At 40.7% G+C, this 24,885-nt stretch carries 16 protein-coding genes; 3 read left to right on the top strand and 13 right to left on the bottom strand.

Annotation, left to right across the window (positions count from 1 at the left end):
* Positions 1-503, top strand: a 503-nt coding sequence (locus ACO1QW_RS07775; protein WP_486257287.1) for an agmatine deiminase family protein, incomplete at its 5' end; no start/stop codon positions are given.
* Between the two features lie 251 nt (positions 504-754).
* Here ACO1QW_RS07775 and ACO1QW_RS07780 read toward each other — a convergent pair.
* The 13 genes from ACO1QW_RS07780 to ACO1QW_RS07840 all read right to left on the bottom strand — a co-directional run bounded on the left by ACO1QW_RS07780 (position 755) and on the right by ACO1QW_RS07840 (position 20,986).
* Complete coding sequence (locus tag ACO1QW_RS07780) at positions 755-1,816, bottom strand: porin (protein ID WP_486257289.1); 1,062 nt, start codon at positions 1,814-1,816, stop codon at positions 755-757.
* A gap of 115 nt (positions 1,817-1,931) precedes the next feature.
* Positions 1,932-3,332, bottom strand: a complete 1,401-nt coding sequence (locus ACO1QW_RS07785; RefSeq protein ID WP_486257291.1) for an ammonium transporter — start codon at positions 3,330-3,332, stop codon at positions 1,932-1,934.
* A 221-nt stretch (positions 3,333-3,553) separates the two neighbouring features.
* The gene (locus ACO1QW_RS07790) at positions 3,554-5,062 is read right to left on the bottom strand and encodes a glutamate synthase subunit beta (protein WP_486257293.1); all 1,509 of its coding nucleotides are present in this window, start codon (positions 5,060-5,062) and stop codon (positions 3,554-3,556) included.
* A 38-nt stretch (positions 5,063-5,100) separates the two neighbouring features.
* A complete protein-coding gene (gene gltB, locus ACO1QW_RS07795; RefSeq protein ID WP_486257294.1) occupies positions 5,101-9,621 on the bottom strand; it encodes a glutamate synthase large subunit in 4,521 nt (1,506 codons plus the stop codon).
* Between the two features lie 137 nt (positions 9,622-9,758).
* Entirely contained in the window at positions 9,759-11,012 is a 1,254-nt protein-coding gene (gene ilvA / locus ACO1QW_RS07800) for a threonine ammonia-lyase (RefSeq protein ID WP_486257296.1), read from the bottom strand.
* A 1-nt stretch (position 11,013) separates the two neighbouring features.
* Positions 11,014-12,498 (bottom strand): ketol-acid reductoisomerase, encoded by a 1,485-nt coding sequence (ilvC, locus tag ACO1QW_RS07805; RefSeq protein ID WP_486257298.1) that lies wholly within the window; start codon positions 12,496-12,498, stop codon positions 11,014-11,016.
* A gap of 34 nt (positions 12,499-12,532) precedes the next feature.
* Positions 12,533-12,997 carry a DinB family protein gene (locus tag ACO1QW_RS07810; protein WP_486257300.1) on the bottom strand — a complete coding sequence of 155 codons (465 nt, stop codon included), beginning with the start codon at positions 12,995-12,997 and terminating at the stop codon, positions 12,533-12,535.
* 4 nt (positions 12,998-13,001) lie between these two features.
* The gene (gene ilvN, locus ACO1QW_RS07815) at positions 13,002-13,592 is read right to left on the bottom strand and encodes an acetolactate synthase small subunit (protein WP_144888515.1); all 591 of its coding nucleotides are present in this window, start codon (positions 13,590-13,592) and stop codon (positions 13,002-13,004) included.
* A 54-nt stretch (positions 13,593-13,646) separates the two neighbouring features.
* Positions 13,647-15,428 (bottom strand): biosynthetic-type acetolactate synthase large subunit, encoded by a 1,782-nt coding sequence (gene ilvB / locus ACO1QW_RS07820; protein WP_486257302.1) that lies wholly within the window; start codon positions 15,426-15,428, stop codon positions 13,647-13,649.
* A gap of 56 nt (positions 15,429-15,484) precedes the next feature.
* Complete coding sequence (ilvD, locus tag ACO1QW_RS07825; protein ID WP_486257304.1) at positions 15,485-17,167, bottom strand: dihydroxy-acid dehydratase; 1,683 nt, start codon at positions 17,165-17,167, stop codon at positions 15,485-15,487.
* Positions 17,168-17,250: 83 nt separating this feature from the next.
* Entirely contained in the window at positions 17,251-18,174 is a 924-nt protein-coding gene (locus ACO1QW_RS07830; protein WP_486257306.1) for a branched-chain amino acid transaminase, read from the bottom strand.
* A 427-nt stretch (positions 18,175-18,601) separates the two neighbouring features.
* Complete coding sequence (gene leuB / locus ACO1QW_RS07835; protein WP_486257308.1) at positions 18,602-19,717, bottom strand: 3-isopropylmalate dehydrogenase; 1,116 nt, start codon at positions 19,715-19,717, stop codon at positions 18,602-18,604.
* A gap of 108 nt (positions 19,718-19,825) precedes the next feature.
* The gene (locus tag ACO1QW_RS07840; RefSeq protein WP_486257310.1) at positions 19,826-20,986 is read right to left on the bottom strand and encodes a 2-isopropylmalate synthase; all 1,161 of its coding nucleotides are present in this window, start codon (positions 20,984-20,986) and stop codon (positions 19,826-19,828) included.
* Positions 20,987-21,187: 201 nt separating this feature from the next.
* Here ACO1QW_RS07840 and ACO1QW_RS07845 point away from each other — a divergent pair, with 201 nt between their 5' ends.
* A complete protein-coding gene (locus ACO1QW_RS07845) occupies positions 21,188-22,747 on the top strand; it encodes a hypothetical protein (protein WP_486257312.1) in 1,560 nt (519 codons plus the stop codon).
* Positions 22,748-22,763: 16 nt separating this feature from the next.
* Positions 22,764-24,818, top strand: a complete 2,055-nt coding sequence (locus ACO1QW_RS07850; protein WP_486257314.1) for a penicillin acylase family protein — start codon at positions 22,764-22,766, stop codon at positions 24,816-24,818.
* Positions 24,819-24,885: the final 67 nt, after the last annotated feature.

The following is a 24,885-nucleotide window of genomic DNA, read 5'->3' on the forward strand; positions in this document are numbered from 1 at the left end:
ATCCCCATTTGAATCAACAACAAATTGAAGAATACCTCATCAATTATTATGGTGTTGAACAAATACTCTGGATCGATGAAGGTATTGTGGGCGATGACACAGACGGTCATATTGATGACACAGTTCGTTTTGTAAATGAAGACACCGTATTAACAGTGGTTGAAGAAAATAAAGCCGATGAAAACTATGATCTTCTTCAACACAATTTAAAGCAACTTCAAAGCATGCGTTTACTGAACGGCAAACAATTGAATATTGTAGAGTTGCCGATGCCTGATGAATTGGTGTATGATGATCAACGACTCCCCTGCTCTTATGCAAATTTTTATATCTCCAATAAACATGTGATCGTTCCAACTTTCCGTTCTGCAAAAGATGACAAGGCTTTGCAGATCATTCAACAATGTTTTCCTGAACGAGAAGTAGTAGGTATTGATTCAACAGAGATTATCTGGGGACTCGGAAGTTTTCATTGCTTAAGTCAACAGGAGCCTGCATTATAATTATAAACCTAATTTCTATTATAAAGGAAACAATGTGTAATCGTTGTTTCCTTTTCTATTTAATAGTTGTGGCTAACATAGTCCCCCTATTTACACAGAACCAAATCTGGAACATCTGTGAAATCAGTGAGAAACAAATCTTCAAAAACGAAAAACCTCCCGTAAATACGAGAGGTTAATCGATTGCCCACTATAGAAAGAGCGGGCCTGCCATATATAAAAAAGGAAACTAAATAATATTAGGTCCTTCCTTAAAAACTTACTACGGCAGCTAAAATAAATGAACCCGTACTTTTTTGCGATGGAGCTAAAGGAGAATCGCTGTTCTTGAAATAGATCGGATTTTTTGCAGCATCTAATCTAAATTCAGGAATGATAGAGAGTCCAGGAACAGGTTTGATGTTGAATGAAAGCGTACCTGCGGTTACCGGACTTCCGCTTAAGTATCCTGTAACATCGTCTTCATCAGAAAAATGTTCTCCTCTAAGTGAAATACCAAATTTATCGGTAGGGTCGAAATTAACATACAATGCGGTACCCCACCATGATACATTAGAACCAGCTGCTGCAGGATCAACTGTTTTGTAAGCTGCATCCAGACCAAGTCCGAATTTGCTGCTAACTGGTGCCAACACCGTTAAACCAATTTGGTTAACATTGTTATCGCCCAAATCTTTACCACCAACATAATTGAGGTATGCGCTTACTACATCAGATGTTTTGCTCACTTGCGCAATAATGTTCTTTTTCGCAAATGGAGCAGAGATATAATCAGTTGGGTTTGCAACACCAACCATTAAACCAAAGCCGCCGCCTAATGTGAAATCAACTTTTAAACCTGTATGTGAGAAGGGGCCGTAAGAGAACAAATGGCTCATACTATAGTTACGGTTCAGTTGTGGATCGAGCAATTCGTAACCCATATGAGTTGCCCATTTACCCATGGTGAACTTTACTTTATCTGAAGGGGCGTAAGTAACATAAGCTTGCTTAATTGCAGCCAAAACTCCTGTTTCGTTATAAGAGAACTCGGTTGCACGTGTACCAAAACCAAGATCGGCAACAGCTCCAATTTTTCCCTTTGTGTAATCAAACTTTACAGAGGCCATACCCAACTCAAAAGAGTTATGTGAGTTCGTAAAGCTGGTGAAGTTATTGATAGAAGGAACATCTTTTGCGTTGTTAAAATTATAACGGTAGTAACCATCTACTGAGCCGGTAATTTTCAGTGTGCCTTGTGTAGAATCCTGGGCGTTTGCAGTTAGAAATAATGACGAACATACGATAGCGAATGCAGAAATTTTTCTTAACATTGTATATTGCTTTTAAGTGTTAATAAGGGTACAGCAGATATATTGCGTCAACAATACATCATGATGCTGTACCTTTTTTTTGGTTTGTGATTATTATACTATTTAAGGAAGAATATTAGTCTGCGGTATTTGCAACTTCTTCTTCTTTCATTGAACCGTTCTTAGATACCAACAACGTACCTTGTAAATATTTCTCGTTGTGTTGTGTTGCATCAAGACCAAGTTCTTCTTCTTCTTCAGTTACACGCAAAGGAAGAATGAAGTTGATGAATTTGAAGATGATGAATGAAGCTGTAAAACTGAATGCAACAACAATTCCTAATGCCTTTAATTGAGTAAAGAAGAATTCAGGATTGCCATAGAACAAACCGTCGTTACCGGCTGCGTTCACAGTTTTAGTTGCAAACAAACCTGTCATGATCATACCCACCATACCACCAATGCCATGGCAAGGGAATACGTCGAGCGTATCATCGAGACTTGATTTTTGTTTGTAATAAACAGCAATATTAGAAATAATGGCTGCTACTGCGCCAATGAAGATACTTTGTGGAACGGCAACAAAACCTGCTGCTGGTGTAATGGCAACAAGACCAACTACTGCACCAATACAGAAACCGAGTACTGATGGTTTTTTACCACGCACAACATCAAAGAACATCCAGCTTAAACCAGCTGCCGCAGCTGCGGTATTTGTTGTAGCAAAAGCAGATACTGCAAGACCGTTTGCACCTAATGCAGAACCTGCATTAAATCCAAACCATCCGAACCATAAAAGGCCTGTACCAATTAAAACGTAAGGAACGTTTGCTGGTGGAATCTCTTTATTTTCAATATGTGATTTTCTACGCTTCAACACTAATGCACCGGCAAGGGCAGCACAACCCGCTGAAATGTGCACGACAGTACCACCGGCAAAATCAAGAACACCCCATTTGAATAGGAAGCCATCAGGATGCCAGCTCCAGTGTGCCAATGGCGCATATACCAATAAGCTGAATAAAACGGTGAACAGGATGTAAGATGTGAAACGGATACGCTCTGCCACAGCACCTACTACCAGACCTGGTGTGATGATCGCAAACATCATTTGGAATAATGCAAACAATGCCAGCGGAATGCTTGGCGCTAAACTCCATGGTGCACCTGACACCACATCTTTAAAGAAAAGGAATGTTGTAGGGTCGCCAATGAAACCGCCTTTCGATTGACCGAAGGCAAGGCTGAACCCAACTACTACCCAAAGAACACCAACGACGCCTGCTGCTACCACACTTTTGATCATGGTAGAGATCACGTTTTTGCGGTGTACCATCCCGCCATAAAAGAAGGCCAGGCCTGGTGTCATTAAAAATACTAATGCTGTTGCTACAATAATCCAGGCAATGTCTGCCCCGTTGTAGACACCTGCTTTGTCTTCAAATGCTGAAACCGCAGGAATAAAGAGAGCTGCGATGGCCACTGCCGCCAAAATAAGGAAGGGGGCAATTTGCCTTGGGGTTACTTTTTTAATCATGGTCGATCGATTTTTGGTTTAGATATTAATTAATTTTTTAATTAATTATTATAAAACTAAACTACATATAAAAAAGAATAGCAACGGTTAGTTTTTTTCACATTTTATTTTTTATTATATTTACTGAATGACAATAAAAAAACAGGTGCAAATTTTTGTATTTCAACAACTTGCACCTGTTTATATGGTTTGGACGTCATTAAACGCCCTTTATAAATTAACTAACTTAGCACAGAAAAAGTGGCGGTTTGGTCTTTTGTTTCTAATAAAGACGTCCCGGAAAGGAATTCATCCACCTTTCTTGCACATTCTCTTCCTTCACTAATTGCCCAAACAACAAGTGACTGACCCCGACGCATATCGCCTGCGGCAAACACTTTGTTGATGTTGGTTTTATATTCCTTCTCTGTTGCTTTTACGTTTTTGCGATCATCTAACTCTACATCTAAATGTTCAAGTAACCCATCGTATTGAGGATTTACAAAACCCATTGCCAGTAAAGCCAATTCACATGGAATTGTACGTTCGCTGCCCTCTCTTTCCACAAAAGATGAAGGACGGCCATCTTCACTGCTTTTCCATTCAAGGTCAACGATCTTTAATGCTTTGAGATTTCCGTTTTCGTCACCAATAAATTCTTTTGTAGCGATGGCCCATTTACGATCGGCACCTTCTTCATGTGAAGAGGATGTTTTCAACGTCATTGGATATGTTGGCCAGGGCATAAATTGTGTGCGATCTTTTGGCGGGGTTGGCATTAATTCAAACTGTGTAACAGATGTTGCTTTATGACGATTACTGGTACCAACACAATCACTGCCAGTATCGCCACCACCAATTACCACAACATTTTTACCTGTTGCAAATACATCAGCAGGAAGAATATTGCTTTCAATTGCAGCATTCGCTAATGGATCAAGATTTGCATTGCGTTTATTCTGCTGTTTCAGGAATTGCATAGCGAAATAAACACCGTTCAATTCACGGCCTGGCACATTCAGATCACGTGGCACGGTTGAACCGCCAGCTAAAACTATAGCGTGATATTCACGCAGAAGATCATTCACACTTACATTCACACCTACGTTCGCATTGCACTTGAATGTTACTCCCTCATCTTCCAATACTTTCAAGCGACGATCGATCACCCACTTTTCCAATTTGAAATCGGGGATACCATAACGCAACAAACCACCTGCCTGGTCATCACGTTCAAATACGGTTACTGTATGCCCTGCATAATTCAATTGTGCAGCAGCAGCAAGTCCGGCAGGGCCACTACCAACTACTGCTACTTTTTTACCTGTACGTTTGTTGATCTTTTTTGGTTGAACAAAACCTTTATCAAAAGCGATTTCAATGATATGTTTTTCAATTTCCTCAATCGCAATAGCAGGTTGATTGATACCTAACACACATGCGGTTTCGCATGGTGCAGGACAGATCCTTCCTGTAAACTCAGGGAAATTATTTGTTGATGAAAGAATATCGTATGCTTCCTTCCATTCTTTGCGATATACTGCATCATTGAATTCAGGAATAACATTACCTAAAGGACAACCATTATGACAGAAAGGAACACCACAATCCATGCAGCGTGCACTTTGCTGGTTCAGTTTTTCATCGGGATAACGATTGACAAACTCATTGTAATCATTTACCCTTTCTTCCACACTTCTTTTTGTTGGAAGCTCCCTTGTAAATTCTAAAAACCCGGTTGGCTTACCCATGAGAACTTTTATTTTTTCCGTTTCTTAGTTAGTAATAATTATTTGCCTACTGTGATCGTTTGCTTATTCTTCAGCACTACTTTCTTATAATCACTTGGGAACACTTTTACAAAATGCTGCAATTGATTTTCAAAATCATCCAATACAAATTTTGCAACGGTACTGCCTGTGTATTCAAAATGTTTGCTGATCATTTGCTTTAACTCTGCAACATCGTCCTCGTCATTCACCGGATCAAGATCAACCATTTCCTTATTACAGTTAATTGCAAACTTCCCTTTTACATCATACAAATAAGCAATACCGCCGCTCATACCTGCAGCGAAGTTGCGGCCTGTATCTCCAAGGATTACCACTCTGCCACCAGTCATGTATTCGCAACCATGGTCACCAACACTTTCTACAACCACACTTGCACCTGAGTTACGCACTGCGAAACGCTCACCGGCTTTACCACGGATAAATGCTTCACCATCTGTTGCACCATAGAATGCAACGTTACCGATGATGATATTTTCTTCAGGTGTATAGGTAGAATCTTTTGAAGGATACACCACTAATATTGCACCACTCAATCCTTTACCGAAATAATCATTTGCATCACCTTCCAGTTCAAGTGTTACACCTTTGGTATTGAAAGCACCAAAGCTTTGACCAGCTGTACCTGTGAATTTGAAATGAATGGTATCAGCGGGTAATCCTTCTGCACGATATTTCTTCGTGATCTCGTTTGATAAGATTGTGCCAGCAGTACGATCTGTATTTTTTATTTCGAAGGAAGCATTTACTTTTTCCTTCGATTCCAATGCTGGTTTTGCAGCAGCTAACAATTTCCAATCAAGCACATCTGCTAAACCATGATCCTGTTCTTCTGTGCAATACAAACCTGTGAATTCAGAAGCTGGTTCTTTATATAAGATAGGTGACAGATCAAGTTTGCTGAATTTCCAGTGATTGATATTCTCTCTCATCTGCAAACAATCAACCTGGCCCACCATTTCATTCACGGTTTTGAAACCAAGTTCCGCCATGATCTCTCTTAACTCCTGCACCATGAAACGGAAGAAATTAACCACATGATCTGCATTGCCGGTAAAGCGCTTACGTAATTCAGGGTCTTGTGTTGCCACACCAACAGGACAAGTATTCAAATGACACTTACGCATCATGATACAACCTTCAACCACAAGCGCTGCTGTCGCAACACCCCACTCTTCTGCACCGAGTAATGCAGCAATGGCAATATCACGACCGGTTTTCATTTGACCATCGGCCTGCACCACCACACGGCTACGTAATTTATTTTTTACAAGTGTTTGATGTGCTTCAGCCAAACCAAGTTCCCAGGGAAGACCAGCATGTTTGATAGAAGAAATTGGCGATGCACCTGTACCACCATCATGTCCGCTGATCAACACTACATCAGCTTTCGCTTTTGTAACACCGGCAGCAATGGTACCAACACCTGCTTTACTTACCAGCTTCACATTAATACGTGCAGCACGGTTTGCATTCTTCAGATCAAAAATTAATTGTGCAAGATCTTCAATAGAATAAATATCGTGATGCGGAGGCGGAGAGATCAAACCAACACCAGGTGTTGAGTGACGTGTTTTACCGATCCAGTCATCAACTTTATGACCGGGCAACTGTCCACCTTCACCAGGCTTAGCACCCTGCGCCATTTTAATTTGTAATTCATCAGCTTCAGTGAGATATAAACTTGTTACACCGAAACGTGCAGATGCAACTTGCTTTATAGCCGAACGCATACTATCACCATTTGGCAACAGATCATAACGACGTTCATCTTCACCACCTTCACCGGTATTGCTCTTACCACCTAAGCGGTTCATCGCAATAGCCAATGTTGTATGCGCTTCCCATGAAATAGAACCAAAACTCATGGCACCTGTTGCAAAGCGTTTGTAAATAGCTTCAGCTGATTCTACTTCATCAATGCTGATAGCAGGACGATTGCGCTTAAACTCAAACATACTTCTGAGTGTTGCCGCTTTTTCGCTCTGATCATTTACATGCTTTGTATATTTTTTAAACGTTGCATAGTCATTCATCTTGGTTGCATATTGCAACAAGTGAATGGTGGTTGGGTTGAACAAATGGAACTCGCCTTTACGCTTCCACTGATAAACACCCCCAACAGGCAAACGATCAACAGGCACATCTTTTTTGCTGAAAGCAAAGTAATGTTTCACCAATGCTTCTTTTGCAATTTCTTCAAGACCGATACCTTGTATACGACTTGTTGCACCTGTGAAATATTTATCAACCACTTCCTGGTTCAAACCAAGAATTTCTAATATTTGTGCACCTTGATATGACTGCAATGTTGAGATACCCATCTTCGAGAATACTTTCAACAAACCATCACACACTGCTTTTACATAATTCTTACGCAACATTTCCCACTCAAGATCAGTTTCAAGTGATCCATTCACTTTCATATTGCGGATAGATGCCAATGCTAAATATGGATTGATAGCAGTTGCACCAAATGCAAGTAAACATGCAAAGTGATGAACTTCCCACACATCACCTGCTTCTACAACAATGCCCACCTGTCCACGTAATCCTTTACGGATAAGATGATGATGCACTGCAGCAGTTGCCAATAATGAAGGAATTGCAGCATGATCACTATCAACAGCACGATCACAAAGAATCAATACTTCAAATCCATCATTCACTGAATCTTCTGCATAACGACAGATACGATCAAGACCATCTTTTAATGAACCTGGTTTACCATCTGCACGGAAATAGATCTGGATTGTTTTTGCCTGGAACTTACCGGTATCAATACTCCTGATTTTTTCAAGATCGCTGCTGGTAAGTACCGGTTGCTTTAACGCAACAGTATGACAATGCATCGGATCTTCTTCTAACAAATTACCGTTGTTACCAACGAATGCAGCAAGACTCATAACCATGCGTTCACGAATAGGATCGATTGGCGGGTTTGTTACCTGTGCAAATAATTGTTTGAAGTAAGAAGTTAAATGCTGTGGCTGATCACTAAGTACTGCCAATGGCGTATCAGTTCCCATTGAACCAATTGGTTCTTTACCATCAATGGCCATTGGCTTAATGATGGTATCAATATCTTCAGTTGAATAACCAAACGCCTTTTGATACTTGTGAATGTTTTCATCGCTAAGATGAGTAAACGCTACACGTGGCTCCGGTAATTCTTCAAGACGAATTTTATTTTGATTCAACCAATCTGCATAAGGTTTTTGTGAGCAGATGGTTTGTTTCAATTCTTCATCACTAATAATGCGGCCTTGCTCCATATCCACCACAAACATTTTGCCCGGATGCAGGCGGCCTTTCTTTACAATGGTTTTTGGATCAACCCATACAGCTCCTGTTTCACTTGCCATGATCACACGATCATCAGAAGTAATGCAATAACGTGAAGGACGAAGACCGTTACGATCTAAAGTAGCGCCAATGATCTTACCATCAGTAAATGAAATAGAAGCAGGACCATCCCATGGTTCCATGATAGAAGCATGGTATTCATAGAATGCTTTCTTCACAGGATCCATCTGATCATTTGCATCCCATGCTTCAGGGATCAACATCATCATTACGTGCGGTAATGAACGACCTGTCATTGCAAGCAATTCGATCATGTTATCCAAACATGCTGAATCCGATTGTCCGCCGGAAACGATTGGCAATAACATCTCCATTTCTTCTTTTGTGAAGTTGGGAGATGAAAAACCATGCTCGCTCGACTTTAACCAGTTGAGGTTTCCCTGTAATGTATTGATCTCACCATTATGCGCAATAAAGCGGAATGGCTGAGCCAATTTCCACGAAGGGAAAGTATTTGTTGCAAAACGGCTATGTACCAAACCGAATGCACTCACCACACGTTTGTTGTTGAGATCAGGAAAATAACCACGAACCTGTCCGCTGGTTAATTGTCCTTTATAAACAACCGTTTTATATGAGAGTGATGCAATGTAAAAACCAATTGCATCTTTTTTAACCGTACTGTTAATTAAATGCGTTACATGATTACGTAACACAAACAACTTGCGTTCAAACTCATCAGGATTTGTAATATGATCGGGACATGCAACAAATACATGTTCCATCTCCGGTTCAACACTTAATGCAGTTGGACCAATGCCATCAGGATTTACAGGCACTTTACGGTACGTCAAAATTTCCAATCCAAGCTTCTCAGCTGTGCGGTTGAAAATATCACGACACTCTTCACGGAGTTTTATTTCTTTTGGGAAAAACAAAACACCCACACCGTACTTTCCAAATGAAGGAAGATGAACGCCAAGTTTCAAACATTCTTCAAAGAAAAATTCATGTGGAGTCTGGATCATAATACCTGCACCATCGCCTGTATTATTTTCACAACCACACGCACCACGATGCTCCATGTTTTCCAACACAGTTAATGCATCACTGATATGCTGATGTGATTTGTAGCCTTTGATACTAGCTACGAAGCCGATACCACAAGCATCGTGTTCAAATGCCGGGTTATATAAACCTTGGTTGCCTGCCATTCTACATGCAAGTTTTGATGAAAAAAATATTATTCAAGTCAGGTTTTGAAACCTGATAATAGCAAGCAATCGCTTAAAATTACCAAATAAATCAACTAACACCTGTTGTATGAACTGCCATATTTTTAACAGAAAGATCACACGAGATATCCAAACAGGTTATCGTTTTTATTCAGTTCAGTAAAATTAATCTGGTATTTTTTCATATTGGTTATGAGCGCATCATAGTCCGTCCTGCTCCGCAGCTCCACTCCCACCAATGCCGGACCTGTTTCTTTATTATGCTTCTGCATGTACTCAAAACGTGTAATGTCATCATTTTCACCAAGTACAAGATTTACAAATTCTTTTAATGCACCGGGTCGTTGTGCAAATCGTATGAGGAAATAATGTTTTAACCCCTCATATTGCAAGCTTCTTTCTTTGATCTCCTGCATGCGGTCGATATCGTTATTACTACCGCTAACTACGCAAACAACCGTTTTACCTTTTATCTCTTCTGCAAAATGATCCAATGCAGCTATACTTAAAGCGCCTGCGGGCTCAACCACAATGGCATCTTCGTTATACAATCTTAAGATAGTAGAACAGATCTTTCCTTCGGGCACAAGATGCATATCATCCAGTACATCTTTACAAATGTTGAATGTTATATTACCTACACGCTTTACTGCTGCACCATCTACAAAACGATCGATGTTTTCAACAGTTACAGGATGGCCTGCCTTTAATGCTTCTTTCATTGAAGGAGCACCTTCAGGTTCAAGCCCTACAATTTTTGTTTTGGGTGAATAGGTTTTGAAATACGAACCAATGCCCGCACTCAATCCTCCTCCACCAACCGGAATAAAGATGTAATCGATATCACTTTGCTCTTCCAGCATTTCAACACCAACGGTACCCTGCCCTTCGATGATGCGCAGATCATCGAAGGGAGGAATAAACGTCATACCGTTTTCTTCTGTATATATTTTTGCTGCCGCAGCACAATCATCAAACGTGTCGCCCACCAAACGTACTTCAATAAAATCTTCACCAAACATTTTTGTTTGGTTGATCTTTTGATTAGGCGTTATCACGGGCATAAACACAACACCTTTTGTATTCAACTTTTTACAACTGAAAGCAAAACCTTGTGCATGATTACCTGCACTTGCACAAACGACACCATTCTGCAATACTTCTGCGGGCAGGCTGCTCATCATATTATAAGCACCACGCAATTTGTAACTGCGTACAACCTGCAGGTCTTCCCGTTTGAGATATACTTTACAATCGTATCGCTTCGAGAGATTGCGGTTTAACTGCAACGGCGTTTTATGCACTACTTTTTTAATACGCAGTGCTGCACCGGTGAAATCAAGCTTAGTATCGTTGAGCGTTGAATGCATGTTATGCAGGCGTGTTGATCACTTTCATATCAGTCATTGCTTTACGCAACACCGTTCCTATTTTTTCAACTGGGTGTGAACGAAGCACTTCATTAACAGCGATTAGTTCTTTGTTATCAACGCCAGCATCTATACCATCGTTGAAATTTTTACCGATCACATCTGTATCGATCTTCTTCATAAAATCTGTCAGCATTGGTTTCGCTGCATGATCGAACAGGTAGCAACCATATTCTGCTGTATCAGAAATTACACGGTTCATTTCAAACAACTTCTTACGTGCAATTGTGTTTGCGATCAATGGCGTTTCATGCAATGATTCGTAGTAAGCAGATTCTGCTTTGATACCTGAAGCCACCATTGTTTCAAATGCGAGTTCAACACCTGCACGAACAAATGCTACGAGTAATAATCCATTATCGAAATATTCCTGTTCAGAAATTTTAGCTGATGTTGGTGCAGTTTTTTCAAATGCAGTTTCACCAGTTGCTTTGCGCCAGTTCAACAGGTTCTTATCATCATCAGCCCAGTCTTTCATCATAGTTGATGAGAATTCACCGCTTATGATATCGTCCTGGTGCTTCTGGAACAACGGGCGCCAGATATCTTTGATTTCATTTGACAGTTCAAATGCTTTGATCTTAGCAGGATTTGATAAACGATCCATCATTGCTGTAACACCACCGTGCTTCAACGCTTCGGTTACAACTTCCCAACCATATTGAATAAGTTTTGCTGCATAAGATGGTTCAATTCCTTTCTCTACCATTTTATCGAACGCAAGAATAGAACCTGTTTGCAATACACCACACAAAATGGTTTGCTCACCCATGAGATCAGATTTTACTTCGGCAACAAATGATGAACGTAAAACACCTGCACGATGACCACCAGTTGCTGCAGCGTATGCTTTTGCCTGTATCAATCCTTTTCCTTCAGGATCATTTTCAGGATGCACAGCAATAAGCGTTGGTACACCAAAGCCACGCTTGTATTCTTCACGTACTTCCGTACCAGGACATTTAGGTGCCACCATGATCACAGTAATATCTTTACGGATCTGTGTTCCTTCTTCCACAATATTAAAACCATGAGAATAAGACAAAGTAGAACCTTGTTTCATCAATGGCATAATTGCTTTAATTACTGAAGTATGTTGCTTATCGGGAGTAAGATTCAACACCAGGTCAGCAGAAGGAATTAACTCTTCATAAGTGCCAACATTAAAACCATTCTCAGTTGCATTTTTCCATGAAGCACGTTTTTCTGCAATTGCTTCTTTACGCAAGGTGTAAGAAATATCCAATCCAGAATCACGCATGTTCAAGCCCTGGTTCAAACCTTGTGCACCGCAACCAACGATGACGATCTTTTTTCCCAATAATGCATTCACACCATCCGCAAACTCGCTACGGTCCATAAATTCACATACACCAAGCTGGTTCAACTGTTCCCTGAGCGGAAGTGTGTTAAAGTAATTTGCCATTTTCTGTTCTTATTTTTTGTTTGATTTTAAATGTTTATTTTTTTGATAGATTTTTCCTGATCGCCATTGCATAACCCAGATGTAATGCATCATGCACCATCACAAACCGAACTGCATCATCAATACTATTTAATGCATAACCGTATGAAGTGGTGTAAGGCGTGTATTGCACAAACACATTTTCAGCCAGGCCTCTTTCGAGTTCATCAATGCAAAACACAGCGTACTCTTTAAACTGATCAATTGTTTCCTTGCTGATAAACCCTTCCGGCCTTGTGCCTTTGTTAAACGGTGCTGTTAATTCAGCCGGCACATCCGGTTCAACGCCTGATAGCCTATTACACAACCCTTGCTGAGCCGTTACAATATGGGCAAAATTCCAGGCAATATTATTATTCATGCCCGAAGGAATTTCGTTCAACTCCTCAATGGATAAACCGTTTACAAGATCAATGAAACGTGTCCTGGTTTGTCGTATCAATTCAAATTGTTCTTTCATTTAATTACATTGTAAATACTTCTTCGTTCTTATCCAGGTATTCGTTCTCTATTACTTCTTCGCTTGGTTCACGGTATTCAAACTCTTTCAGTTTTTTATGGAAGCCATCACTTGCCTTAATGATCGCTACTCGTGCACTACGCACAAATTCAATTAACCCGTACGGCTCAAGTACTTTTATGAAAGCATCTGTTTCGTCACGCTGTCCGCTTACTTCAAACACAGTGTAATCTTTACGTATTACAACTGCCTTCGCACCATATTGACTCAACAGGCGTTCTACCTTTACTTCTTCTGCAATAATTTCTGTTGGCACTTTGTATAGTGCAAGCTCCTGCCAAATGATCTCTTCATTAGTGTTGTAATATGCTTTCAACACTTCCACCTGCTTTTCGATCTGGCGGCAGAGTTTACGTACCACTTCTTCTGTTTCGTTGATCACAATCGTGAAACGATGCACACTGTCTACTTCGCTGGGCGATGTATTTAAACTGTCAATATTGATCTTCCGTTTTGAAAAGAGAATGGCGATACGGTTCAATAAACCGATCTGGTTCTCAGTGTATACCGTTATGGTGAATTCCTGCTTTTGCATATACTTTGTTTTTACTAAACCGTCTGCGGGTTTGCAACCTGCTGGCGGGGTTCTTTAGATTTCTTCTTTGCTTAATACGATTTCCGATACGCCTCTTCCCTGCGGTACCATTGGGAATACATTGTTTTCTTTACCAACCATTACTTCCAGCAAATAGCTGCCTTCATGATCGATCATTGTTTTCAATGCAGTTTTTAATTCTGAACGTTCGCTGATGCGTTGCCCATCAATATAATATCCCTTTGCCACAGCTACAAAATCAGGACTGGTGATATCAACAAACGAATAACGTTTCTCATGGAACAGTTGCTGCCATTGGCGCACCATGCCTAAGAACTGGTTATTTAATATCAGGATCTTTACGTTAGGTTTAAATTGCATGATGGTTCCCAACTCCTGTATCGTCATTTGAAAACCACCGTCACCAATAATGGCAATAGTTGTTCTCAATGGATCGCCGTATGCCGCACCAATTGCTGCAGGTAACGCATAACCCATTGTGCCCAAACCACCACTGGTAATATTACTTTTCGTTTGATTCATTTGTGCATAACGGCAGGCCACCATCTGGTGCTGACCAACATCAGTTACAATAATGGCATTGCCATCCGTTAATTCGTTCAATGCTTTGATCACTTCACCCATCGTAAGAATATCTGTTGATGGATTCATCTCCGGTTCAATGCACAATGATTTTTCTTTTTCCATACAGTCATGGAACTTCTGCAACCATTGCGGATATACTTTACTTTCAACCAATGCCGTTAGCATTGGTAATGTTTCTCTACAATCGCCCCAAACAGGAACAGTTGTTTTTACATTCTTATCAATTTCAGCAGGATCAATATCAAGATGAATCACTTTTGCTTGCTTGGCATATTTATCTAAACGACCGGTTACACGATCATCGAAACGCATACCAACAGCGATCAATACATCACATTCATTCGTCAATAAATTCGGACCATAGTTTCCATGCATACCCAACATACCCACGCCCAACGGATGATCTGTTGGAATTGCACTCATGCCCATGATGGTCCAAGCAGCAGGAATACCTGACTTCTCAATAAAGGCTTTGAATTCTTTTTCTGCTTTGCCAAGAATAACACCTTGACCAAAAATTACAAAAGGACGTTCGGCTTCATTGATCAGCTTTGCTGCTTCTTCAATATATTTTTTGCGTACGATCGGTTTTGGACGATAGCTGCGGATATGTTCACACTTTTTGTAGCCTTCATAATCGAATAACTGCATCTGTGCATTTTTAGTGATATCGATCAACACAGGACCGGGACGGCCACTACCAGCGATATAAAACGCTTTTGCTAAAGCTGCTGGAATTTCACTTGCATCAGTTACCTGGTGATTCCATTTTGTAACAGGAGTAGTAATATTGATCACATCTGTTTCCTGGAATGCATCTGTACCAAGCAAGTGAGCAAACACTTGACCGGTGATACATACCAATGGTGTAGAGTCGATCATTGCATCAGCCAAACCTGTTACAAGATTTGTTGCACCGGGACCACTTGTTGCAAACACAACACCGGTTTTACCACTTGCCCTTGCAAAACCCTGTGCTGCGTGAATAGCACCTTGTTCGTGACGAACAAGAATATGTTCTAAACGATCATTGTAATCATACAATGCGTCATAGATCGGCATAATAGCACCACCGGGATAACCGAAGATGGTCTTTACGTTTTCATTGAGCAACGCATCTAACACGGCTACACTTCCGGATACACTCCCCACCAAACCTGAGGCTTTCGAACTCTCCGATTTACTTTGAATATCTTTCTCTTTTATCGTCAACTCTGTTGTATTTGACATAACACGCTTTTTCGATTTTTAATGCTGTTTCATAAGCCCCTTTAGGGGTTGGGGTTTTAAGCCTCGTCTGTTACGCAACCTTGTGAAGCATCCTTCACACACATTGCATATTTATATAAGACACCTTTCTTTTCTTTTAATGCGGGCTGCTTCCAGTTCTTGCGTCTTTCTGCTATCACTTCGTCAGCTACTTTTAAGTTGATCTTATTGCTAGTTGCATCCAGTTCAATGATATCATCGTCCTGCACCAATGCAATCAAACCTCCTTCAAATGCTTCAGGAGTGATGTGTCCGACGACGAAGCCATGCGAACCACCGCTGAATCTTCCATCAGTGATCAATGCAACATCTTTACCCAAACCTGCACCTGTAATGGCTGAAGTTGGTTTCAACATTTCCGGCATACCGGGCGCACCTTTCGGTCCTTCGTAACGAATCACTACTACATCACCTTTCTTCACTCTTCCGCTTGCAATACCTGCTACTAAATCTTTTTCACCATCAAACACTCTTGCCGGTCCTTCAAAACGTTCACCTTCTTTACCACTGATCTTTGCAACACTACCTTTTTCAGCAAGATTACCATACAGAATTTGCAGGTGACCAGTTACTTTCAATGGTTGCTCTAAAGGAAAAATGATCTTTTGTGTTTCAAAGTTTATTTCTGTAATGTCCGCTAAGTTCTCCGCAACTGTTTTACCTGTTACAGTTAAACAATCGCCATGTAGCAAGCCTTTGTTCAACAAATATTTCATAACAGCAGGCACACCACCATGTGCATGTAACTCCTGCATCAAATATTTTCCACTTGGTTTAAAATCAGCCAACACAGGTGTATTATCACTGATGCGTTGGAAATCATCCTGCGTTAAATCAACATCCACACTTTTTGCCATAGCGATCAAATGCAACACAGCATTTGTACTTCCACCGAAGATCATAATCGTTACGATTGCATTTTCAAATGCCTTCTTCGTCATGATATCTCTTGGCTTAATATCTTTTTCTAATAATACTTTGATTGCTCTTCCTGCATCCAGGCACTCATTCTTTTTTTCATCGCTGATTGCAGGGTTTGATGAAGAATAGGGTAAACTCATCCCTAATGCTTCAATAGCCGATGCCATCGTGTTCGCAGTATACATACCACCGCATGCACCAGCACCCGGACAACTATGTTTTACCACTTCTTTAAAATCTTCAGGGGTAATACTGCCTGCTAATTTTTTTCCTAATGCTTCAAACGCAGAAATGATGTTGAGCTCCTCGCCTTTGTGATGTCCCGGAGCAATTGTTCCGCCATACACCATAATTGAAGGACGATTCAAACGACCCATTGCCATGATAGCACCCGGCATATTTTTATCACAGCCCGGTAATGCGATCAATCCATCATAATAAAATCCGCCGCACACACTTTCAATACTGTCTGCAATTAAATCACGACTCACCAACGAATAACGCATACCATCGGTACCATTACTGATACCATCGCTGATGCCGATTGTATTAAAGATCAAACCAACTAAATCATTCTTCCACACACCTTCTTTCACCACTTTTGCAAGATCATTCAGGTGCATGTTACAAGTGTTACCATCGTAACCCATACTTGCAATACCCACCTGTGCTTTTTTCAGATCATCTTCTGTTAAGCCAATACCATACAACATGGCTTGTGCAGCCGGTTGTGTTTCATCTTGTGTTAATACTTTCGAATACTTGTTTAATTCAGCCATTTTATTTTTTGTTGTCGTCTGTTATTATTCTATTTAGCTATTGTTGCGTCGCACTCTTGTACTACCTTAATTCTATTTTTCTTCTATGCTACTGCTTCGTGTTGCTTTGCGTCTTCCTGTCTTTGTGGTTTAAAATTTTCTACCACTAAATTCTTATACGCCTGTTGAATTTTTCTGCTCACACTATCACTCCATTTCAATGGAAACTTGTGATCATCCAAACTGTCGAACCCAATCACTTCTGCTGCAGTACCACAATAAAAAACAGCATCTGCATTTTTCAACTCATCGATTGTAAACACCTTTTCTTCTACTTGAATTCCCAGCTCCTCACATAATTCAAACACTGTTGCTCTTGTTATGCCGGGAAGAATATTTCCTTTTGCAGGTGTAAAGAGTTTACCATCTTTCTCATAAAACAAATTGGCGCCCGGCGCTTCTGCAACATTGCCATTCATATCGAGCAACAATGCTTCATCAAAACCTTTTGCTTTTGCTTCATGGCTGGCGAGTAATGAGTTTACATAATGACCTGCAGCTTTCGCTTCGATCTTGAATGCCTTCGGATTCGGACGTTCAAATGAACTGGTCATGATCCGCAACAACTTATCACCAAGAAACGGTTGCATGGCCCATACTTCAATGACAAGGAACGATTTTTCATTCTGCACAAAACTCATATTGGCCGGTGCATAAACCACGGGGCGTATATAAGCATCCTGCAGATCATTCAACTTCAACACTTCATAAGTAACGGCTGTCAATTCTTCCGTTGACCAGTGGTAAGGAAGGTTCACTGCTTCGGCTGATCGTTGCAAACGGTCGTAGTGTTCTTTGGCTTTAAAGATCTTCGTTTCGCCATTCTCTGTTCTGTAAGAACGAATACCTTCAAACACACTGTAACCATAATGAAAACTCTGGCTATAGAGATCCATTTTTGCTTCTGCTGCTTTTACATACTCACCGTTGAGATACAAGATCGTTTCACTGTTGTAATAAGTTGCCATACACTGTTTTTGTTTTTTAGCGGTAATAAAAAAACCCGCCTCTTTTGGAGGCGGGTTGTTATGTTTAATTCGTTTTGTCAGTTACATACAACTAGCACCTCCGTTGATAGCAGGAATAATAATGACTACCACAATGACGATTGTGTTTACAAGTAGTAGATTATTTAATTTGCTTTTCAACATAGTGCGTTGTTCGAAAAACGAATATACCGCCTAATTGAAAATAAACAAAGAACTTTTTTGACCTCACCCTCGTTCCCTCTCCAAAAGAGAGGGAGGCCAAACTCTATTTTTTAATTTAGTAGTTGTAATTAAACATTTAAACTGAATTTCTTTACTCTGCATCTACATCAACCGCTTCATAAACTACAACCATTTAAAATCTCCAAACTCTAAAGCCCCTCCTTCGGAGGGGTTTGGGGAGGTCTTATATTATCGTTGACTTACGCAACTCAATATTCTCTTGCTTTACCGTACCCGGAATTTTACCAGCAACATATTCACTGATGAGATCACCAATGGTACTGGTGAAATAAAAATTCATTGGGTCAATATCTTTTGTTACGAAGTTGTGTTGTAATGTCCAGTCGATTGCTTCACGAATTACGTGTGCTTCATCTGTCAATCCAAAATGATCAAGCATCATTGCAGCCGATAAAATAGAACCGATGGGATTGGCAATATCTTTTCCTGCTGCTTTTGGAAAAGAACCGTGTATTGGTTCAAATAACGCTGTGCTGTTGCCAACCGATGCAGAAGGCAACATACCCATTGATCCGTTGAGTACACTTGCTTCATCGCTGATGATATCGCCAAACATATTCTCAGTTAAGATCACATCAAATTGTTTGGGATTCAAGATCAGCTGCACGGCTGCATTATCAACATACATGTATTCAGCAGTTACATCGGGGTACTGTGCTGCAATTTCCTTTACCACTTTGCGCCAGAGACGTGAAGTTTCAAGCACATTCGATTTATCAAGTAGTGTTACTTTTTTCTTACGCCCCTGCGCATGTTTAAATGCGAGGTGTGCAATACGTTCTACTTCGGATCGTGTATAAACACATTCATCGCTTGCACTGTTTCCATCTTCACTGGTGCGTTTGCTGCCAAAATAAATACCGCCTGTCAGTTCACGAAAGATCACCAGGTCAACACCTTCGAGGTGCGATGCTTTGAACGGAGATAAATGCTGCAAACCGCTGTATGTAATTACAGGACGGATATTTGCAAACAAACCCAACGCCTGGCGGATACCAAATAAACCTTGCTCCGGACGAACTTTTGCAGAAGGATCATTATCGTATTTCGGATCGCCCACTGCACCAAACAAAACAGCATCACTATCCAGACAAATATCAATTGTTTCAGATGGCAATGCAGTTCCTGTTTTGTCGATTGCAACAGCTCCAACCAACGCTTCTTTATAATGAAAAATATGTCCGTATTCCTGCGCAATTGCATCCAATACTTTTATGGATTGGGCCGTTACTTCCGGACCAATTCCATCTCCGTTTAATATCGCTATCTTCTTTTCCATGATCAGGTGGTAGTGTTTTCGTAGTTTATTTTTTAGTTTTCAGATGGTTGACCGGATACGCTATTTATGCCAAATGCTCATCCTCTTCGGAAAGAGATGAGCATTTGATTATGCTGTGATAACAATTTGTTCTGCCAATTTCTTCAAATCAGCATCTTCTACTTCCTTCTTCGAATCGGCAAGCGCCACAAAACGCTCATACAATTCATCTACCTGGTTGCGATCAAAACTGTAGCCGAGGTTTTTGAAACGATAAGCCAAAGCACTTCTTCCACTACGTGCCGTCAATACAATTTTTGATGTATCGGCACCAACTTCTTCCGGCGCAATAATTTCATACGTTGTCGCTTCTTTCAAAAATCCATCCTGGTGAATACCTGATGAATGTGAGAATGCATTGTCACCAACTACAGCTTTGTTTGGCTGCACCACCATACGCATGGTGTCGCTCACCAAACGGCTCATTGGTAATAATTGCTTCGGATCAACATTGGTATACAATCCTAGTTCAGGATGTTTGCGAATGGCCATCACCACTTCTTCCAATGAAGTGTTACCTGCACGCTCACCAATACCGTTAATGGTACACTCGATCTGACGTGCACCGGCAATAGCACCTGCAATGGAGTTGGCAGTGGCTAAACCAAGATCGTTATGACAATGGCAGGAAAGAATAGCTTTATCGATATTGCTCACGTTGTTCATTAAGTAAGCCATCTTTTCTGCATACTGGTGTGGCAAACAAAATCCTGTTGTATCAGGAACATTCACGACTGTTGCACCTGCAGCAATTACAGCTTCTGTAAGTTTTGCCAAAAACTGCAGGTCTGCACGACCTGCATCTTCGGCATAAAATTCTACATCGGGCACATAATTGCGGGCAAGTCTTACGGCGTTAACGGCTCGTTCTAAAATCTCCTCCCTGGTGGAGTTGAATTTGTATTTTATATGATTATCGGATGATCCGATACCTGTATGAATGCGTGGACGAACTGCAGGCTTCAATGCCTCTGCAGCCACTTCAATATCTTTCTGCACTGCACGGGTTAAACCGCACACGGTGGCGTTCTTAATTACTTTCGATATCTGGTTAACGCTTTCAAAATCGCCGGGACTGGAAATAGGAAAGCCGGCTTCTATAATATCAACACCTAAGGCTTCTAACTTTAATGCAAGCTCAATCTTCTCTTTCGTATTTAACTTGCAACCTGGTACCTGCTCTCCGTCTCTAAGAGTGGTATCAAAAATGAACACTTGTTTGTCGGCCATAACAATCTTTAATAGTGTAAAAAAAGCAGGCTCAATTACTTCTTTCTTTGTCTCGGGAGCAGAAGTAACCTGCCTGCTTCATAAAATTATTTCAGATGGAAGGGGTTGGCAAACCTTATTTCATGTATTTTACGACAGATAAGTACGTCCCTTTTACCGAAAACCCTTGACAGGCAAGGATTTCAGCAGAAACGAATTACGATGCCCAACAGATCGACGGATACGACCTTTCAACTCATAAAATCGCTTGAAAAGAGCGAAAAGCGCAATTTTAAGCTTTATGTGAAGCGAAACTCAGCTGACCCCAACCTTAAGATCATTCAGCTGTTTGATGCCATGGACAAAATGGATGACTACGATGAGACCACTCTTTTGCGCAAAAACCCCAGCCTTGCGAAGCAGCAGCTGAGCAATTTAAAGGCTCATTTATACAAGTCGATCCTGAGCAGCCTGCGGCTGATAAAACAGGAAGATAATATCACCATTCAGCTGAATGAGCAGATGGATTTTGCCCGCATACTTTATAATAAAGGCCTCTACCTGCAAAGTCTGAAAGTGCTGGATAAGATGAAGGAGCAGGCGAGGCAATATGAGCAGATCACTTATATGGCCCAGATCCTGTTTTTTGAAAAGAAGATCGAGGCGCTTTATATCACCCGCAGTATGCAGAACAGGGCTGATAAGTTGTCGAAAGAATCAACCGTTGTTGAAGAACAGTTGACCAGCGTTTCACAGCTTTCGAATTTATCGTTGCAGCTGTATAGCTGGTATATTAAAAATGGTGTGGCCCGGAATGAGAAAGAAGGCGATGAAGCAAAAGAATATTTTGAAAAACACTTGCCGAAGAATGCCGATAAGCTGACGGGGTTTTATGAGCAGTTGTATTTATTCCAATCGCATTGCTGGGTAGCATTTATTCGCCAGGACTATTTGCTGTATTACCGATACACACAAAAGTGGGTTGACCTGTTTGAGAAATATCCCGCCATGATCGAAGCGGAAACGGCACACTATATTAAAGGCATGCACAACTTAATGAGTGCGCATTTCGATTTGAGCAATGAAGCGAAGCTGATTGAAAGCATTGAACAGCTGGAAAAATTTTCGCACAGGAAAGTTGCACAGCAAAATGAAAACTACCGCATACTTTGTTTTGTGTACCTCTCCATTGCCAAGATCAATAAACATTTTTTAGAAGGAACATTTACACAAGGGTTACGTTTGGTGCCGGGAATTGAAGAAAAGCTGGATGAATTCGGTTTGTATCTCGACAGGCATCGTGTACTTACTTTCTATTACAAAATAGCCTGTTTGTATTTCGGCAGTGGTAATAACGAAAAAGCGATTGAATATCTTAACAAGATCATTAACTGGAAAGTTGACCTCCGTACCGATCTGCAATGCTATGCACGGTTGCTGCACCTCATCGCTCATTTTGAATTAGGTAATTATGACTTGTTAGAATACCTCATTAAATCGGTGTACCGCTTTATGGGTAAAATGGAAAACCTCAGTGGTGTTGAAGAAGAAATGTTTCGCTTCCTGCGCAATGCATTACAACTATCACCCGGAAAAATTAAACCTGCATTTCAAAACCTGCTCGACAACATACGTAAATATGAAGGCAACCGTTTTGAAACAAGAGCATTTGTTTACCTTGATGTAGTGAGTTGGCTCGAAAGTAAAATTGAAAATGTGCCGGTGCAGGATATCATCCACACAAAATATAAGCGACAGAAGAAAACAATTGTTCAACAATAATTGTCAGCACTTACTTATGAAACATACACTTGCCTTATTCTCTTTTTGTGTCTTTCTTTTTTTACAAGGTCATGCACAACGCATCGATCCCAAAAAGATTGAGATCGTTCGTGACAGTTTTGGTGTACCACACATTTTTGCAAAGACGGATGCTGAAGTTGCTTATGGTTTGGCATGGGCACATGCCGAAGATGATTTCAATAGTATACAGGATGTAGTGTTACCTGCAAAAGGATTGATGGGTAAGGTGCAAGGCAAAGCAGGTGCTGCTGCCGATTATGCATTTGCCTTATTCCGTTGCATGGAAATTACCGAAGAGAAATGGCACACACTCACTCCTGCTTTTTTAAAATTGATCGATGGCTATGTGCAGGGTATTAATGATTATGCAAAAGCACATCCCGATGAAGTGCTGCACAAAAAAATATTTCCCGTTACTGCCAAAGAATATATTGCTTCATCGGTGCTGGCACTAACAGCTTTTAATGGTGCCGATAAAGCTTTGATGTCGATCTTTAACAATGTTGTTGAAACAGACCCGGAGTTGAATAAGAAAGGAAGCAATGCAATGGCTGTGCATTCTTCAAAAACTAATACAGGTGAAGCATTTTTATTGATCAATGCACACCAGCCCAACACGGGATCGCAGGCATTTTACGAAGCGCATATCAACAGCGAAGAAGGATTGAATGTACATGGTGGATTACTTGCAGGCGGGACATGTATTTTACATGGAGTAAATGAAAATTTGGGTTGGGCACACACAGTTAATTATGTTGACCGTGTTGATGTTTTTCAGTTAGAAATAAATCCTGCAAATGAAAAGCAATACAAGTTTGATAACGAATGGATCGATCTTGAAGAGAAAACAATTACACTGCATATTAAAGGAATACCAGTTGGCGTGAAGCGGAAAGTTTACTGGAGTAAGTATGGCGCAACGATGAAAAATAAACAAGGTTTCTTCTCGATTCGTTTGGGTGCCAATATGGATATCCGTGCATTGGAACAATGGTATTATATGGATAAAGCAAAAAACTTCACAGAATTTTATACAGCGATAAAAGATCAGCGTTTATCGATGTTCAACATTACTTATGCCGATAAACACGATACCATTTTTTATGTGAACAATGGATTGGTGCCGGTGCGAAATCCTGCACCGAAATATCATTGGAAATTGACAGTGCCAGGCAATACTTCAACTACATTATGGACATCATTCAGAAAATTCAGTGAACTGCCGCAGTATATCAATCCGAAAAGCGGCTATTTATTCAACACTAATCACTCTTCATTTTTTGCCACAGCAGCAACAGATAACTTACCTGCAACAAAATTTCCTGCAAGTGATGGTTGGGAAACCTGGCAGAACAACCGCAGCATACGTGTGCTGCAGCAAATGCCTGCTGCACAACTTGATTATACAACCTTCAAGAAAATAAAGTTTGATAAACAGCTGCCTGCAGTATTACATTATCCGCACAATATTGATACGCTGTTCCTGTTAAGTGAAACAGCATATCCGCAATACGCATCGCTAATCCAGACATTAAAACGCTGGGACAAACAAGGTACAGCCGATAGCAAAGGCGCTGCGGTGTTTTTGTTAAGCTATCTGCATCTGGCCAAAAAGTTAGGTGCAGGTGCTGCACGCACACTCACCACTGCAGAAGCAGTTGAAACCTATGCCTACGTGTATGAGTACATGATGAAACATTTCAACCGTACCGATCTTGCATTGGGCGATATACAAAAACTTGTGCGTGGCGATAAGGAATGGCCGCTCTGGGGTTTCCCCGATCTTCTCTCTCCGCAATGGACAGCCAATTATAAAGACGGCAAATTAAAATCAGTTGGTGGCGATGGACTCATCATGTTCATCCGCTTTGCAAAAGATGCACTACCGCAAATTGAAACAGTAAACATGTATGGTGCTTCAGCTAAAAAAGGCAACAAACATTTTGATGACCAGGTTGAACTATACATCAATCAACAAACAAAACGCATGACGTTGAAGAAGGAAGAAGTGTATAAAATGGCGGAGAGGGTGTATCATCCGGGAGAATAAAGTTACGGGAGAAAATCCCAACAGATTCCTCCTTCGTCGGAAAGACAGGTTTATTGAGCTTTGTACA

The organism is Lacibacter sp., from assembly GCF_057361365.1.

What these genes read in the sequence shown, in the direction of transcription:
- ACO1QW_RS07780 (WP_486257289.1), bottom strand. Translation starts at nt 1,816, where the DNA reads ATGTTAAGAAAAATTTCTGCATTCGCTATCGTATGTTCGTCATTATTT.
- ACO1QW_RS07785 (WP_486257291.1), bottom strand. Translation starts at nt 3,332, where the DNA reads ATGATTAAAAAAGTAACCCCAAGGCAAATTGCCCCCTTCCTTATTTTG.
- ACO1QW_RS07790 (WP_486257293.1), bottom strand. Translation starts at nt 5,062, where the DNA reads ATGGGTAAGCCAACCGGGTTTTTAGAATTTACAAGGGAGCTTCCAACA.
- gltB (WP_486257294.1), bottom strand. Translation starts at nt 9,621, where the DNA reads ATGGCAGGCAACCAAGGTTTATATAACCCGGCATTTGAACACGATGCT.
- ilvA (WP_486257296.1), bottom strand. Translation starts at nt 11,012, where the DNA reads ATGCATTCAACGCTCAACGATACTAAGCTTGATTTCACCGGTGCAGCA.
- ilvC (WP_486257298.1), bottom strand. Translation starts at nt 12,498, where the DNA reads ATGGCAAATTACTTTAACACACTTCCGCTCAGGGAACAGTTGAACCAG.
- ACO1QW_RS07810 (WP_486257300.1), bottom strand. Translation starts at nt 12,997, where the DNA reads ATGAAAGAACAATTTGAATTGATACGACAAACCAGGACACGTTTCATT.
- ilvN (WP_144888515.1), bottom strand. Translation starts at nt 13,592, where the DNA reads ATGCAAAAGCAGGAATTCACCATAACGGTATACACTGAGAACCAGATC.
- ilvB (WP_486257302.1), bottom strand. Translation starts at nt 15,428, where the DNA reads ATGTCAAATACAACAGAGTTGACGATAAAAGAGAAAGATATTCAAAGT.
- ilvD (WP_486257304.1), bottom strand. Translation starts at nt 17,167, where the DNA reads ATGGCTGAATTAAACAAGTATTCGAAAGTATTAACACAAGATGAAACA.
- ACO1QW_RS07830 (WP_486257306.1), bottom strand. Translation starts at nt 18,174, where the DNA reads ATGGCAACTTATTACAACAGTGAAACGATCTTGTATCTCAACGGTGAG.
- leuB (WP_486257308.1), bottom strand. Translation starts at nt 19,717, where the DNA reads ATGGAAAAGAAGATAGCGATATTAAACGGAGATGGAATTGGTCCGGAA.
- ACO1QW_RS07840 (WP_486257310.1), bottom strand. Translation starts at nt 20,986, where the DNA reads ATGGCCGACAAACAAGTGTTCATTTTTGATACCACTCTTAGAGACGGA.
- ACO1QW_RS07845 (WP_486257312.1), top strand. Translation starts at nt 21,188, where the DNA reads ATGCCCAACAGATCGACGGATACGACCTTTCAACTCATAAAATCGCTT.
- ACO1QW_RS07850 (WP_486257314.1), top strand. Translation starts at nt 22,764, where the DNA reads ATGAAACATACACTTGCCTTATTCTCTTTTTGTGTCTTTCTTTTTTTA.